Here is a 14,378-nt window from a genome sequence, read left to right as displayed (position 1 = left end):
TTTAATTTCAGTTCCCAAAATAAACCCAAATAAAAATGCTTCGGTTTTTGATTATTTCAATTGGCCTTTTACAATTTGCTTTTTCACTCAAAGCACAAGAATCTGACAGCCTCAGGATGGAGCAAAAACCATTCAATCAGGGCTTGATTCTTTCTTTGCCGCAGGCCATACAGAGTCAGATTCCGGGACTCTTGGTCTCAAGACCGGGATCAAATCCCAATGGCAACTTTGATATGATTTACCGTGGTTACCATACTTTTCTCGGTAGAATGCAGCCGATGTTGATGTTGGATGGAATGCCCGGTTTGGCTTGGCATATGGTAGATCCTTTTTTGATAGATTCGATGAGTGTTCGCAGAGGGAGTCAATTGGCACAAATGGGTTTGCAAGCTGCCGCCGGAGTTTTTGATGCTACAATTTCCAATAATGGGAGGGAAGGGCTTTCGGTAACCTTTCTTCAAAATGTCAGCATGGAAAACTACCAAAGACCCTATGACAACCTAAATGCACAGGAATATAGGAATCAGGCGCCGCCGGGTACATTTTTTGGAAACAGCGATACGGATTGGTTGGAAGCGTTGACACAAACGGCTTGGTCAACCAATACAGGTCTGAAACTCGGTTACCGGACAGGCAATCTGAATTCCAAAGTAATCCTCAGTCATCGTAATGTGGCAGGTATCCAAAAGGAGACCGGTTTCAAGCAGTTAAGTATTTATGGTGCCCTTGATTATTCTTTTTTGAAAAATAAAGTCAAGGCGGGGGTTTCAACTTTGGTTGTGGACAGAGATTCCGATATAGGCAATTCTTATTTTTTTCAGGCGGTAGTAGGGATGAACCCTACTTTTGCATTGGATCAGCAAGTAAATACTTACACAGGGTTTAGAGGAAATCCTTGGCTGAGAATGAATGCGGATCAAAACACATTAGATTCCAAAATGGAAATGTTTCAGGCAAATATTACTGCCAATCCTTTTCCCCAATGGACAATCAGTGGAAGAATAGGCAAAGTTGGGACAATGAAAGACCAGTTTATTTTTGACGGAATTATGGTTTTAAGCAATGAGGCAGGGACTTTTCAGACAAGTAAAAAAAGAGAAGATGACCGCACTTTTATGGAATTTTCATCCGATTATTTGATCCAAACCAATGACTTTACTTTCAATCCGGGTATCCGTTTTACCTCTCAAAAGATACGCTATGACCAAACAGGCACCAATCTAATCAGGCCATTTGAACCAGAGAATACGATCATAGAGCAAACTTTGAATCCTCAGTACGGGGAATATACTTTAAATGCCTTGGGTTTCTTTATCCATTCCAATTGGAAGGAAAGATTATACTTTGACTTCCTCTACCAACCGGAAAGTTCTTCTAATTTGGGTGAAAATGCAGGTTGGGGGCAATTTTTCGGAATGGATCTGAAATACCGTCTCAGTCCAAAATTTCAGGTTTTTACATCCTATTCCCATACCGGGTTGATTCCTGACCGGACCGGACTGAGCCAAACCATATTGCAAATTGAGCCTTCTCCTCGAATCACCCATTATGCCAACCCAGATTTGAAGTGGGAAGATACCTATCAGTGGGAAATAGGCGGAAGGGGTTCTTTCCTTGAAAATAAATTGTTTGCTGAACTGAGGTTCTTTACGAGCCGTTCTTCGGATTTTATCAATCTGATGCGGGCATATGATTGGGATTACACGGACTGGAATGCCTATTATCCTAGTACGTATCAGAATTTTGGGGAAATAAGGAATAGAGGTTCGGAGTGGGTTATCGGGTTAAATGCGGTAAAAATCGGTAACGTATTTTACCAAAGCAGTATCAATGCCACATTCCTAAATTCCGAATGGAAAGACTTGGATGCTGAATTCACGAGTCTCGAAGGATATGACGTGGGGGTGACAAGGGCTATCGGATTTGGTTCTCATTACGAATACAATACCCTCAGGACAGGGGAGCAGATCGGGACAGGAAGGGCGCTTGAGTTTTTGGGTATTGACCGCAATACAGGACAATGGATCCTGCAACAGGACAACAACCAACAGGATTTGAGGAAAAATTATGTACCTCAAGGTCAGACTGTGCCCAAATGGTGGATGGGTTGGAACCATCAGCTGCAATGGAAAAAATGGCATTTGGATGCCTTCTTTAGGGGAGTTTTTGGACATGTCAATGCCAATGAAACCAACCTGTGGTATGGAGGGGTGACACTTTCCAACCAAAATGTACTGCGTTCTTTTCAAAATCTTAAAGATCAGGGACTGACAGATTATAACAGGTTCAGTAGTTACTTTATCGAAAAATCCGGATTCATTTCCCTTCACTACCTTTCTGTTTCAAGGGATTTAGATTTTTTGATAAAGAATAAAAAAGTGTCTAGCAAAATATCCCTGATAGCCAATAACCTGTTTTACATTACTGCCTATTCCGCTGCTGATCCTGAGGCAAGAATAAGTGCCCGGCCGATATGGCAATCGGATGAGCACATTGAATATTATGACCACTATTATTCTTCGGGTATTGACGGGGCTAATACTTGGCTGCCTTCGAGGGCCTTTACTGTTTCCTATCAGGTGAATTTTTAAATGATCCCTCCTTCGTCGAGATGACTAATAAAAGCCTTTTCGATTGGTTGATGGTTTTTACAGTTTCATCTTCCATTTCTTGGCAATTGGGTCTCAAATCTCAAGTCTCATATCTCCTGTCTTTATTCACTTAAAATCCTCTACTTTCATTCCTTTTCTGAAAGTTCCAAATCCAAACATGGTGGGTTCGTATTTACCAACGATGGACACGTTCAGGTCAGGTGTGATTTGGTCCGACATATCCAATCCCCAAAAAACCGCATTGACAATCAATCTCCTCAGGTCGTCACTTTGCAAATCCACCGAAGCTCCCATCGTAGTGGCAAATACTTTTCCTTTTTTGCCTCCCTCTACCTGATAATCTTTGGTCCAAGCCATAGGCATCACAGATTTTTCCCAGATCAAAGGAGTATCGGGAGTCATGCCTTTGGTGGGTTGGCCATAGACGAGCACTTGCGCATCCTTAGTCAGGTTCTTTACAGTATACACATCCGAAGCCGCCCAAATATCATTGACTCCACGAAGGATAGGATGGTCTGCAAGTTGTGCGGGACCGTCGATCAGCGCACGCGCGCCTTCTTTGGCATGTTCGCCATGGTGGGCTACCCAAGTTTCTCCGAGAATTTTTTGCCCGAATCCTCCTTCCCAACCTGCACTTTTGTTTCTCCAATCATATTTGGCATAGGGACTGTTTTTGTTTTTTTCGTAGTGGAAAGCATGGGTTGCAGTCCGCATTCCTATGATCGGTTTGCCTGCCATGATGAAGTCGTGGAAATATTTGGTCTGCTCATCCGGCAATTCTCGGAATCTGGTGAGTAGAATCATCAGATCGGCCTTTGCCAAATGTTCCAATCCGGGAATGTTGTTTTGGTAAGAAGGGACGATATTGCCTGTCTCCGGTTCGATCGGGAACAAGACCGTGCAGGTAAACCCATAATGTTCCGCCAATAATTTACCCAACATGGGCATCCCTTCCTCAGAGCGGTATTCATCATCGCCGCTGACAAGGACGATATGTTTTCCTTTACCGGGACCTGATTTTCCTTCAAACTGCAACCATGTTTTGCCCTGCTGTGCCTGACAACTGATGGAGAAGATCAGGAAAAAGGTTAGGCTTAAGAATAAATATTTGGAAAAATACTTTGGGGAAACCACGATTTGAGTTGACATAGGGTTATTTGGTTTTATGGAAATTTCAGGATCTTTTCACTTTCCAAAAGATACTTTGAAAGTGGGTTTGAAAAAAGAAAAATTTGATGGGAATTAAAAGTGGTCAATAAAATCAAAAATTAAAGTAAACCATATCCTTGGATTTAAGGTCTAGATAGAAGGTTAACATTCAATAAATTACTTAAATTTGATTTGACCCATAAAAGAAAAAGGCAAAATAATTCATATTCAAGTGCAACAACGCAAAAACAAATCTTTGAATTAGCCAATGGAATTAATTTCACTTTTATGAAAATTGAGAACTACTGAAAATAAAATGGATGCAGATACAATAAAAATAGAACTGATCGAATGGATAACTAAGTTGAATGATCCAAATTCTTTGAGTAAAATCCTGACTTTGAAAAAGCAACTAAGTCCGGGGAAAAAAAATCAAGAACCGATGATTTTTGGATCAGGAAAGCACCTTGTGGAGTTTATAGCAGATGACTTTAATTGATATCTTGATATTTTAAAGCCCTACTCAATCAATAGATATCCTCGTTTTTTGGCTACAAACAATTTCTGACAGGAATCGGGTGAACCAATCATAAATCCACGGCCCGGTACCTGACCAAAGATTTCATATTCTCCCGGATTGATTTTGAACGATTCCCAGGCATCCACATTTTCTCTGAGGCGGTATATGGTGACAGTTTCATCGGTTCCATTGAAGAAAAGGAAAAAAGACAATCCCGAAAAACTTCCTTCCCACTCCCGGTTCAGTTCGGAGCAGTCCAATTCGGGAAACGGATTCATGCCGAGAGACTTAAAAAATTCACCCAATTGCGCATTGGTGATTCCCTCGTTCAAACGTTTTATTTCTCCCATAATGGCCGCACGGATGGCGCCCATAGACGTGATATGGGAAATCTGGTTACCGAATTTTTTTCGAAAAAGGCTCAGCCGGTTCTTGTAAAATGGGTCTTGGAGGAAGTATTGGATCTTCTTGTCCCGGTCTTCTATTGTCGTACCGGAATACCAATCAAAATTATCCGCCATGAATTTCTCATTCCAATTGGAAAGTTCATTCAATTCCTCGGCGGTTTTTTCCAAGTCATCGAGTCTTGTTTTGTATGATTTTATCAGCTTGATGAGTTGGTTATAGGAAGGATCAAAATCCCTTTCTTTTTGGAGGATAGTGATGATATTCTCATCTTGGAGCCAGGCATATTGGGTACTGTTGCCCATCAGGTCATTCAGAATTCTGTTGCGTCTGAAGTTCTCCTCCGTCAGTTTCCCATCAATCAGCAACCCCATCAAAGAATCCTGTGCATCAAACCTGCCGGTGAACCGATCAAGCAAAAACTGATTGGTTTTCAATCCTTTTTCGAGGTCTGCGATCAGCCTGACTGTCTCCGCTTTGGTTTTTTTGTCATTGTTTTGGTTATTGAAATTCACTGCAATCATGATCCCTACCACTACCAAAAAAATCTCACCAATGGCGTAAATGAGGTATCGGGTAAACCTGTTTTCGACTAAAAGTTGCTGCCGGATATTGCGGAAAAATCTTGCCATAGAGTACCAATATAAACACAAAAATAGAATCTAAGCAATCCATTTCATTTTGATTTTTCTCAAATCGATCCCATTTTTGGCAAAATCGGATTTACCAAAACCCATAGCCACAAACGGTATTTATATCAATCCACCCTAACCAAACTTGGAATCCTAATCCAATTAGAAGTTACAGATAATTGGCTTGATGCTAGGGTCAAGCTGTCCTCGCATAAAAGGCTTCAGCCTCGCATCCGGGGCATTGAAGTCTTTGGGCATAAACAATGCGTTTTCATATACCTTGACCATTCTTTCTTTTTGATCAAAGGTGAAATTGTCCCAAGTGATGACATAGTCCATAAAATTTGTTGAAATAAAAGGCGCATTTGAACAGTTCATTCTATTGTTGCTCCATGCTATTGATGGATTTGAAGGACGGACATGGGATGGGGTGTCCTCGCAATAATCTCCGGTTTGACAATCCTGAAAAGTATGGCGCAAACCTAGATAGTGGCCAATTTCGTGAGATAGAGCATCTTTCAAATTAACTTGCCCATCAAATAGTTTTTTGTCTAATGTTATACTAATAGGATAAAATAATTCTGTTTCTGGAGGAAAATTCCCAACAAGCCCTCCTACAATAGGTTCTGTTAAAAAAGGCAGAAATGCATAACCTAAAGCATCTATGCTACTAAGGTCTTCTATAAATACATTTATATATTGATTAGGGTCCCACATGGAATTGAACTTAAGGATGTACAATTCATCGTCTTCTGCATCTTGGAATACCTGATCAGTAATGATCCTATTTACTCCTTTTGTTTCCATAAGACTACCATCAGGATTTTTGTCGGCAAGTTTAAAACGGAAACCGGTATCTACAGCATTTAAGTTTCTGCGGAAAGATGTTCGAACTCCTCCTCCAAAAGCCAAATTTGCATTATTTATTTCATTTTCAAATTGGGCAGTAGTCGGGCTATAGATATTTGAAAAAACATGGAATACTACCTGAAATTCTTTTATCGGATAGGAAATGTCTTCACGCGAATTGATTTTGAGAATATTGCTGTTTACCCCGAAAACAGAGGCCTGCACCTCTAACAATCCCAATTGGTCAATAACAACATTCGTTAAACGGGTTGCATTTGTATTACCAACCTTAAGATTGAGGTTTCTTAGCATTTGATCAGCCACTCCCGGTATTTCGCCATTAGGCCCGATGGCCCTCAGCGTAAAATCATAAGGTTCTTTGTTGGCTAAGGTAAATTCATTTCGGGTCTCGGTGGAAAAATCCAAAACCAGTTCTGAAATATAATCTCCCGTGACAACTTCCAATTCTACCTCATTGCTAAATGTATGTTCTCTCGTAGGGAACATCACCCGAAGATTGTATTTGCCGGGTCGGGCAAGATCAAGTTTAGGCTTTTTGATCACCGAATCACCAAGATAGATCACATAAGGAACATCAATGTTGTTTAAAAAAGGCCTATTGTCCCTGTCAAAAAAGCTGACGGTCAGGTTAAGATCTTCTTGGAGATTTTCGGTAAAAAATATTGTCTTGGAGGAGATCAATTGAATTCTGTTGATCTGATTGAGGTAAAATGAATTTTCAGATTCCCTGTCTGTCATACAGGAATTGAAAAGCAATAGCACCCAAAAACTGTGGAGTATATGGATCTTTTTCATTAGTATACAAGAATGAGTTGGACCTGATTGATACTGTTGGGAACAACAGGACTGTTTACAAAATCATTGAGAGACTGATAATACCTAAACTCTATCAGCCTTTTTCCAAGATAAGCCCCTGCACCAAAAGAGAGTCCATATTGGAGTTTGTTGATTTCGACATTGAAGTTATTGACGGGATTTCCGTTCAAAGTCGTGCTTTGGGAGCTGTTCAGGACATATTTCGCAAAGCCTCCAAACGATAGCGTCCCTTTATATTTTCCTCCATAGGTCAATACCAAAGGAATCGCATCCAATCCGAAAGACAAATTGCTAAAAGAGGTGACTGCTTCGATATCCGGATTGATGGAGTTGTTGTTGATGTTTTGGTATTCGAGATAAGGCTCGAGTCTGATGCGATTGTATTCGCTCATTTTCCAATCGAAGACCATTCCCAATGCCGCTCCGATTTTATAATCGGAAGCCACCTGGCCAAAAGACAAATCGCCATAATCAAAGAAATTGAGAGAAGGAGAAAACCGGATTCCCATTTTCATTTCACGTGTTTTCTCAGGAATGCTGTCATTCTGACTTTCAGCTTTTGCCTCGAATCCTGACATGACAAGGCATATCATGAAAAGAAGAAGTGCAAAAGGTTTTTTCATTGGGAGACATTTCATATTGGCGAATTTCATTCAAGCTTTGTTTTTCAATTCATCAGGTCTGTAATTTATTTCGAAGCATATTCCGGAATACCAAACCAAACAAATCTAATAAAAACCCTAAACTATTGAATTGGATTTGAAATTCCGCTTGGAGAGCTGGTTTAGTTTAAAAAAAGTTCTGAAGAGAGATTGAAGAGTTAGATAGATTTTGTTTATATCTATTTTTACCAAATAAATTTCCGTTTTTATGTAAATTGTGGCTGTCTTAAAATTCAAACAAATCCCTAAAATCTCCATGCGGCAAAGATCATTCTTCCTCATCGCTTTTACTTTCCTGTTTTCTGTAAATCATATTCTGGTTGCACAGTCAGCACTTACTTTCGAAGAACCAATCAAGCAGCGGCTTTTTGTCCTCACAGACATCACCAATGAACCGGACGACCAACAGTCCTTAGTACGGTTGCTGGTATATTCCAATGAATATGACATCGAGGGAATCGTGGCTACTACTTCTACCCATTTGAGAAACGGAATCCGAAAAGACAAAATCGAAGAATTGGTACGGAACTACGGAAAAGTCAAATCAAACCTCGACAAACATGCTGCCGGATTTCCAACCATGGACTATCTGCTCAGCGTGACGACGCAGCATCTTCCGTTGTATAGCATGGAAGGAGTGGGCGAGGGCAAAGATTCTCCCGGCTCGGAAATGCTGATCAAAGCTGTGGACAGAGTCGACGACAGGCCACTATGGGTTTCTGTTTGGGGCGGGGCAAATTGTCTGGCACAGGCGCTTTGGAAAGTAAAAAATACCAGGTCTGAAGCAGAGGTCACAAAATTTGTTTCCAAACTCCGGGTATATGCCATCTCTGATCAGGACTTTGCTGGTCCTTGGGTCAGGAATAATTTTCCTGGAATCTTTTATATCGTGGATGCAAGTGCGGGAGACAATTGGAGGGAATATTACAAAGCCACCTGGACAGGAATAGCAGGGGACCGTTGGTACAAAAATGCCCCAATGGTTGATTTTGAGTTGGTCGACAATCCATGGTTGAATGCCAATATCAAGGAAAACCACGGTCCTTTGGGTGCCAATTACCTTGATGTGATTTATATCATGGAAGGTGATACCCCTTCATTTTTTGGATTGATCAATAACGGTTTGGGATGGTACAAAAGCCCCACTTATGGCGGCTGGGCCGGGCGATATGAATGGTGGCAGTCTTATGGAGAAAAGGATAAAATCTGGACATCATCGATCAATACCCAAGATGAAATCACCCTGGCCGATGGCAGGAAGGAAGCATCCAATCAGGTGACGATCTGGAGATGGAGAAAGGCGTATCAGCATGATTTTGCGGCAAGGATGGACTGGAACACCGCCGATGATTTCAAAAAAGCCAACCACAATCCTGTCGTTGTTCTTAACGGAAACAAAGGAAAATCTTTGGCATTTGGCAAAGTTGAATCTGGAAAAACTGTCAAACTTTCTGCAAAAGGAAGCATGGATCCCGACGGAGACCAAATCAGGTTTAAGTGGTGGATATACAGGGAAGCGGGCGCTTACACCGGAGACCTGGAATTATTCGATCCGCATGCCATGGACATTGAATTTGTCATGCCTGAATTGAGTGAGGGCCAAACCTTGCACATTATCCTCGAAGTAGAGGATTCAGGTAGCCCTTCTTTGGTATCTTATAGAAGAGTGGTGTTGGGGAATTGAAAAAATGATTATCCGCAGGAATGCATGTAGGTTTATTTGAGTCAATTCTGATGCGGATAATCGTCCATAGCAACCAGTCCACAGACCATGGTAGCTTATTTTGTACTTCAAACCAACCTGGTTATTGTGACATGCAATGAAGAAGTATAGAAAATAATTAGCGATTACGCTTTCGTAAGTCATCTAAAAAAATATTCAAATCCACTTTCCCTTCAAAAGAGAGGAGTGCTTTCCTCTTGTGTGATTTAATTTTCTCATTTAACGATTGAATAATGAGATCATTCAAATCTTCATTGCCTGAGATTATTTTCGCTTCCTCAATGAGTTCTTTTGGGAGGTTAACAGTTATTTTCATTTTGATGGAGTTGAGGGCTAAAGTTATCCCAAATTATTTTCATTTTAAAATCGGAAAGTGACTCCAAGGTCTGGAAGTAGCTAGTGGTTTTGTTCTTATTCCCTTGATCGAGGATGTAAATTCTTGAAATTTGGCTTATGTTTTGATAATTATTTTCCCTTAGTAATAATGCTTTTAGACTTATTAAATATTCAGATTAAATTGTAAAATGAATGTACACAATTATGCCAGTAGATTGGATATCCATTTAAATTCTTGTCTGCGGACTGAAATATCCGGTACATCGGTCTTCCGACTTCCGTCTTCCGTCCCCATGAAGAAGAATATAGGTTTACTGGAAAAAGAGCGTAAATCCGTGAATTGAACCCTTCCAAATTAACCGAAATATGAAATACCTTTTCCTTTTTTGCTTTTGTCTGATGTCTTCTTTGCTTTTCTCCCAAACCGAAATGCCTTTATATGAGGGACCGATTCCCAATTCCAAGGACGTGCCCAATGTGGAAACTTCTGAGGTGAGGGATGATGGGATTTTGATCATCAGCAAAGTAACCGTCCCCACACTGACTGCTTATCTTCCGTCCAAAGAAACGGCAACAGGAAAAGCCATCATCATTTGTCCCGGTGGTGGATATTGGTTGTTGGCGGCAGGGCATGAAGGCCATGATGTGGCAAAGGAATTTGCCAAAAGGGGAGTGGCTGCTTTTGTATTGAAATACAGGTTGCCAAATGGATTGGCCATGGAGGACAAAAGCATCGGGCCGCTTCAGGATGCACAGCGTGCTATCCAAATGGTCCGGGAAAATGCAGCCAAATGGAATGTAAAACCAGATCAGATTGGAATCATGGGCTTCTCGGCAGGGGGTCATTTGGCTTCTACTGCCGGCACACATTTCAAACGGGAAGTAATCGAAAATCCAAAGAAAACCAGTCTGAGGCCGGATTTTATTGTCTTGGTGTATCCTGTGATTACCTTTGACAAAGAAGTGGGTCACAGTGGTTCATCCAAAAACCTGATCGGGGAAAAACCGCCACAAGGCATGATCGACCTTTATTCCAATGACAAGCAAGTCACCGCCGAAACGCCTCCCACCTACCTAGTCCATGCCAAAGATGATCCTGTCAAAATTGAAAACTCTTACCTTTTTGAAGCGGCGTTGAAGCAAAATAATGTTTCCGTTTCCCATACCTACTTCGAAAAAGGGGGACATGGTTATGGTATGATCAATCCCACTTCTGAAGTCCGATGGATGGATGATGTCGAAAAATGGATGAAGGCCTTTTAAGGCCTTTTTTCATTTCTGTCCCAAAATCTCCCATTTTCAGACCAAGGTTTTTAAAAAACCATGTTTAATTTCTAACTTTTGAGAAATACCAAAACCCAAACCACTATGAAAAAAATTTTCACATTACTCTTTTTGATCTGTAGCGTCTCACCTTCCATAGCCCAGATCAATGCGAAGTTGATGCGGTATATGGATGTCTCTGATTCCCAGATTGCCTTTGTATTTGGCGGAGATATCTGGACTGTTCCCAAAGCGGGAGGAATGGCAACTCAATTGACAAATTCTCCGGGGGAGGAATCCTGGCCGAGATTTTCCCCTGATGGAAAATCCATTGCCTTTTCAGCGAGCTATAATGGTAATCTTGATGTGTTCATGATGCCTGTTACCGGTGGCGTACCAACCCGGGTAACATACAAGTCCTTCCCTGACCGCATGATCGACTGGCATCCTGATGGGAAGCAATTACTTATTGGTTCTACAGGAGAACTTGGCGGTCGCAGGTTATTGAACCAGTTTTTTCTTGTCAACAAAGAAGGTGGATTTCCTGAAAAGTTGCCTTTGCCTTATGGGGAATTGGCGAGTTTTTCCCCTGACGGAAAGCAATTGGCTTACATCACCAAAATCACTGAAAGTTATCCTTTCAAAAGAATCCGTAGCGGCAACAACTCCGATATCCTGATCTATGACTTGGCTTCCAAAAAGGTCGAAAATGTCACCAACAGGATAGCCATTGATGGCAAACCGGCTTGGTCGGGAACCACGGTTTATTTCCTTTCGGATGAAAATCCCGACATGAGACTGAATATCTGGGCTTATGATACCAAAACCAAAGCCCTTTCCCAGCTAACTAATTTCAAGGATTTTGATATTTCTTACCTATCAGCAAGTGAAAAGGAATTGGTTTTTGAAATGGGAGGCGACCTGTACCTGATGGACCTTGCTACCAAAAACTACAAAAAAGTAGATGTTCACGTGGTCAGTGACCTATCTGTTGAAATGGCCCAACAAAAAGATGTGAGCAAAAACATCGCCAATATGACCATTTCACCGGATGCCAAAAGGGTTGTTTTTCAGGCTAGAGGCGAGCTGTTCAATGTCCCTTCGAAGGAAGGTTTCACCCTCAACATGACCCAATCAAGCGGTGCTTTGGACCACAGCCCTTCTTGGTCTCCTGATGGCAAATCAGTTGCCTATTGGAGTGACCGATCAGGGGAATATGAAATATACCTTCAAAGTTCCCAAGGAAATCAGCAAGCCAAAAAATTGACCGACCGAAAAGGTGGATTTGGATACACCTTGCATTGGTCTCCTGATAGCAAAAAATTAGCTTTCATAGATGAAAAGCACGATATCTCCATAGTAGATGCGGTGTCGGGTCAGATCAAAAAAGCAGGTAATACCCATTGGGTCATCGGACATGGTGGAGCCCCGGGATTCCCGATCTCTTGGTCTCCCGATTCTAAGTATGTGACATTTCCGATTGGTCTTGAAAATGCCAATACCGCCATTTTCATCTATGATGTGGAAGGGAGCAAATTGACTCAGGCGACTTCAGGGTATTATTCAGATGATTCTCCGACTTTTAGCAAGGATGGTAAACACCTCTTTTTCCAGACCAACCGGAATATGGAACCTGTTTACTCAGCTTTGGGTGACGGCACATGGGTATATCCCAACGCGACCCAAATTGGGGCAATCAGCTTAAGCAAATCTGTAGCTTCTCTTTTGGCCCCAAAAAATGACACCATTACGGTAACTACCGACAAGAAGCCTGACGAAAAGAAACCTGAAGAGAAAAAAGCCAATGGCGTTCAGGTATCCATTGATTTTGATGGATTGGAGTCTAGGGTGGTAATCCTTCCTGTCAAGCCGGGGAATTTTGGAAAGATGACAGCGATTGACGACAAATTGGTTTTCATGCGGTACCCAAGAACCGGTTCGGGTGACAATGGCTCGACTTTGATGTATTATGATTTCAAGGAAAGGGAAGAGAAAACCATTTTGGACAAGGTGAACAATTATGAAGTATCTGCTGACGGCAAATCCATTTTGATTTCTAGCAATGGTCAGTTTGGTATCATAGCTGCGAATTCAGCACAAAAAATGGAAAAGCCAATTCCAACCACCGGTCTTGTGATGAATTGGGTGGCGAGGGAAGAATGGAATCAGATTTTCAATGATACCTGGAGACGCTACAGGGATTTCTTCTACGATCCAAATATGCAGGGCGTGGATTGGGACGATATGAGGAAGCGTTATGGAGCTTTGATCAAAGATGCCAGAACACGTTGGGACATTACCAATATCCAATCCAACATGCAGGCGGAACTTGCCGCAGGCCATACCTATACCAATGGAGGAGATGTTGAATCAGTCACTCCATTGATGACAGGATTTCTTGGAATCGAGTGGGCTAAAGACGGAGAACGATATAAAATAAAGAGGATTGTAAAACCCGCTGCCTGGAATACCGAAGTCAGGTCGCCTTTTGACAGATCCGGAATCGAGGTGAAGGAAGGGGATTACATTATTGCTGTTAATGGCATCAAGCTAGATCCCAACAAAGATCCTTATGCGGCATTTGAAGGTTTGAGCGGAAAGACTGTTTCCTTGACAGTCGGAAGTAAATCCGGTAATACTGAATCAAGCAAAGACGTGGTCATCACCTGTCTTTCGCCGGGCGAAGAGTCAAACCTCAGATACCTAGAATGGCTGGAGAATAACAGAAAACTTGTCGAGAAGCTTTCGGACGGACAACTTGGCTATGTCTACATGTCCAATACTGCAGGTGACGGTCAGCGGGAATTGGTCAGTATGTATTATGGCCAATTGGACAAAAAAGGATTTATCATCGATGAAAGATTCAATGGGGGAGGGCAATTGGCAGACAGATTTTTGGAATTGCTCCAAAGACCGGTAGTCTACAACCTGCATTGGAGACATGGCCGTGACCATACCAACCCCATCAAAGCCAATACCGGACCGATGGGGATGTTGATCAACGGTTGGGCAGGTTCCGGTGGTGATGGACTTCCTTGGGCTTTCAAGGTGTTGAAAGCAGGGCCTATTGTCGGAGAAAATACACTCGGGATTTTGGTCGGGCCTGCTACAGGACATCAATTGATAGATGGTGGAGGAATCACCGTTCCGGATGCCAGGTTGTATGACAATGCCGGACATTGGTTTTGGGAAGGAGAAGGTGTTAGCCCGGATATCGTCGTATGGGATGACCCTAACCTGATGATGCAGGGGAGAGATCCGCAGATGGAAAGGGTAGTGCAGGAAGTATTGAAACTCATTCCTACCCATCCATCTACCATGACTCCTGCGCCGGCCTATGAAGACAGGACGGCGAAAGGAATTAAGAAGAAGTAATATGATTATCCGCTC

The 14,378-nt window shown here is 42.0% G+C and carries 10 protein-coding genes; 5 read left to right on the top strand and 5 right to left on the bottom strand.

Features of this window, described 5'->3' with window-relative positions; genetic code table 11:
• Window positions 1–35: 35 nt before the first annotated feature.
• On the top strand, window positions 36–2,591 hold the full coding sequence (locus MMU05_RS12065) for a TonB-dependent receptor plug domain-containing protein (RefSeq protein WP_241141938.1): 2,556 nt from the start codon (window positions 36–38) through the stop codon (window positions 2,589–2,591).
• A gap of 126 nt (window positions 2,592–2,717) precedes the next feature.
• Here the strand turns inward: MMU05_RS12065 and MMU05_RS12060 are convergent, their stop codons facing one another.
• Window positions 2,718–3,761, bottom strand: a complete 1,044-nt coding sequence (locus tag MMU05_RS12060) for a ThuA domain-containing protein (RefSeq protein ID WP_241141937.1) — start codon at window positions 3,759–3,761, stop codon at window positions 2,718–2,720.
• Window positions 3,762–4,056: 295 nt separating this feature from the next.
• Between MMU05_RS12060 and MMU05_RS12055 the strand changes: the two genes are divergently transcribed.
• On the top strand, window positions 4,057–4,260 hold the full coding sequence (locus tag MMU05_RS12055; protein ID WP_241141936.1) for a hypothetical protein: 204 nt from the start codon (window positions 4,057–4,059) through the stop codon (window positions 4,258–4,260).
• Between the two features lie 20 nt (window positions 4,261–4,280).
• Here MMU05_RS12055 and MMU05_RS12050 read toward each other — a convergent pair whose 3' ends face one another.
• From MMU05_RS12050 to MMU05_RS12040, 3 genes are all read right to left on the bottom strand, one after another.
• Entirely contained in the window at window positions 4,281–5,318 is a 1,038-nt protein-coding gene (locus tag MMU05_RS12050) for a hypothetical protein (protein WP_241141935.1), read from the bottom strand.
• A 162-nt stretch (window positions 5,319–5,480) separates the two neighbouring features.
• Entirely contained in the window at window positions 5,481–6,983 is a 1,503-nt protein-coding gene (locus MMU05_RS12045) for a M43 family zinc metalloprotease (protein WP_241141934.1), read from the bottom strand.
• The gene (locus tag MMU05_RS12040) at window positions 6,983–7,627 is read right to left on the bottom strand and encodes an outer membrane beta-barrel protein (protein ID WP_241141933.1); all 645 of its coding nucleotides are present in this window, start codon (window positions 7,625–7,627) and stop codon (window positions 6,983–6,985) included. Before MMU05_RS12040 ends, MMU05_RS12045 begins: the two co-directional genes overlap by 1 nt.
• Before the next feature lie 295 nt (window positions 7,628–7,922).
• Here MMU05_RS12040 and MMU05_RS12035 point away from each other — a divergent pair, with 295 nt between their 5' ends.
• Window positions 7,923–9,350 carry a DUF1593 domain-containing protein gene (locus MMU05_RS12035; RefSeq protein WP_241141932.1) on the top strand — a complete coding sequence of 476 codons (1,428 nt, stop codon included), beginning with the start codon at window positions 7,923–7,925 and terminating at the stop codon, window positions 9,348–9,350.
• A gap of 157 nt (window positions 9,351–9,507) precedes the next feature.
• On the opposite strand, the gene MMU05_RS12030 is transcribed toward MMU05_RS12035, so the two are convergent.
• Window positions 9,508–9,705, bottom strand: coding sequence for a type II toxin-antitoxin system VapB family antitoxin (locus MMU05_RS12030; protein WP_241141931.1), 198 nt, complete (start codon window positions 9,703–9,705; stop codon window positions 9,508–9,510).
• 386 nt (window positions 9,706–10,091) lie between these two features.
• Here MMU05_RS12030 and MMU05_RS12025 point away from each other — a divergent pair, with 386 nt between their 5' ends.
• A complete protein-coding gene (locus MMU05_RS12025) occupies window positions 10,092–10,988 on the top strand; it encodes an alpha/beta hydrolase (protein ID WP_241141930.1) in 897 nt (298 codons plus the stop codon).
• Window positions 10,989–11,093: 105 nt separating this feature from the next.
• On the top strand, window positions 11,094–14,363 hold the full coding sequence (locus MMU05_RS12020; RefSeq protein WP_241141929.1) for a S41 family peptidase: 3,270 nt from the start codon (window positions 11,094–11,096) through the stop codon (window positions 14,361–14,363).
• Window positions 14,364–14,378: the final 15 nt, after the last annotated feature.

It is taken from the genome of Cognataquiflexum rubidum (genome assembly GCF_022538115.1).
In the GTDB taxonomy this organism is placed as follows: domain Bacteria; phylum Bacteroidota; class Bacteroidia; order Cytophagales; family Cyclobacteriaceae; genus Cognataquiflexum; species Cognataquiflexum rubidum.
The sequence above is the reverse complement of the archived record's forward strand: the minus strand, read 5'-3'. Positions and strand labels throughout refer to the sequence as shown.

What these genes read in the sequence shown, in the direction of transcription:
- MMU05_RS12065 (WP_241141938.1), top strand. Translation starts at nt 36, where the DNA reads ATGCTTCGGTTTTTGATTATTTCAATTGGCCTTTTACAATTTGCTTTT.
- MMU05_RS12060 (WP_241141937.1), bottom strand. Translation starts at nt 3,761, where the DNA reads ATGTCAACTCAAATCGTGGTTTCCCCAAAGTATTTTTCCAAATATTTA.
- MMU05_RS12050 (WP_241141935.1), bottom strand. Translation starts at nt 5,318, where the DNA reads ATGGCAAGATTTTTCCGCAATATCCGGCAGCAACTTTTAGTCGAAAAC.
- MMU05_RS12045 (WP_241141934.1), bottom strand. Translation starts at nt 6,983, where the DNA reads ATGAAAAAGATCCATATACTCCACAGTTTTTGGGTGCTATTGCTTTTC.
- MMU05_RS12040 (WP_241141933.1), bottom strand. Translation starts at nt 7,627, where the DNA reads ATGAAAAAACCTTTTGCACTTCTTCTTTTCATGATATGCCTTGTCATG.
- MMU05_RS12035 (WP_241141932.1), top strand. Translation starts at nt 7,923, where the DNA reads ATGCGGCAAAGATCATTCTTCCTCATCGCTTTTACTTTCCTGTTTTCT.
- MMU05_RS12030 (WP_241141931.1), bottom strand. Translation starts at nt 9,705, where the DNA reads ATGAAAATAACTGTTAACCTCCCAAAAGAACTCATTGAGGAAGCGAAA.
- MMU05_RS12025 (WP_241141930.1), top strand. Translation starts at nt 10,092, where the DNA reads ATGAAATACCTTTTCCTTTTTTGCTTTTGTCTGATGTCTTCTTTGCTT.
- MMU05_RS12020 (WP_241141929.1), top strand. Translation starts at nt 11,094, where the DNA reads ATGAAAAAAATTTTCACATTACTCTTTTTGATCTGTAGCGTCTCACCT.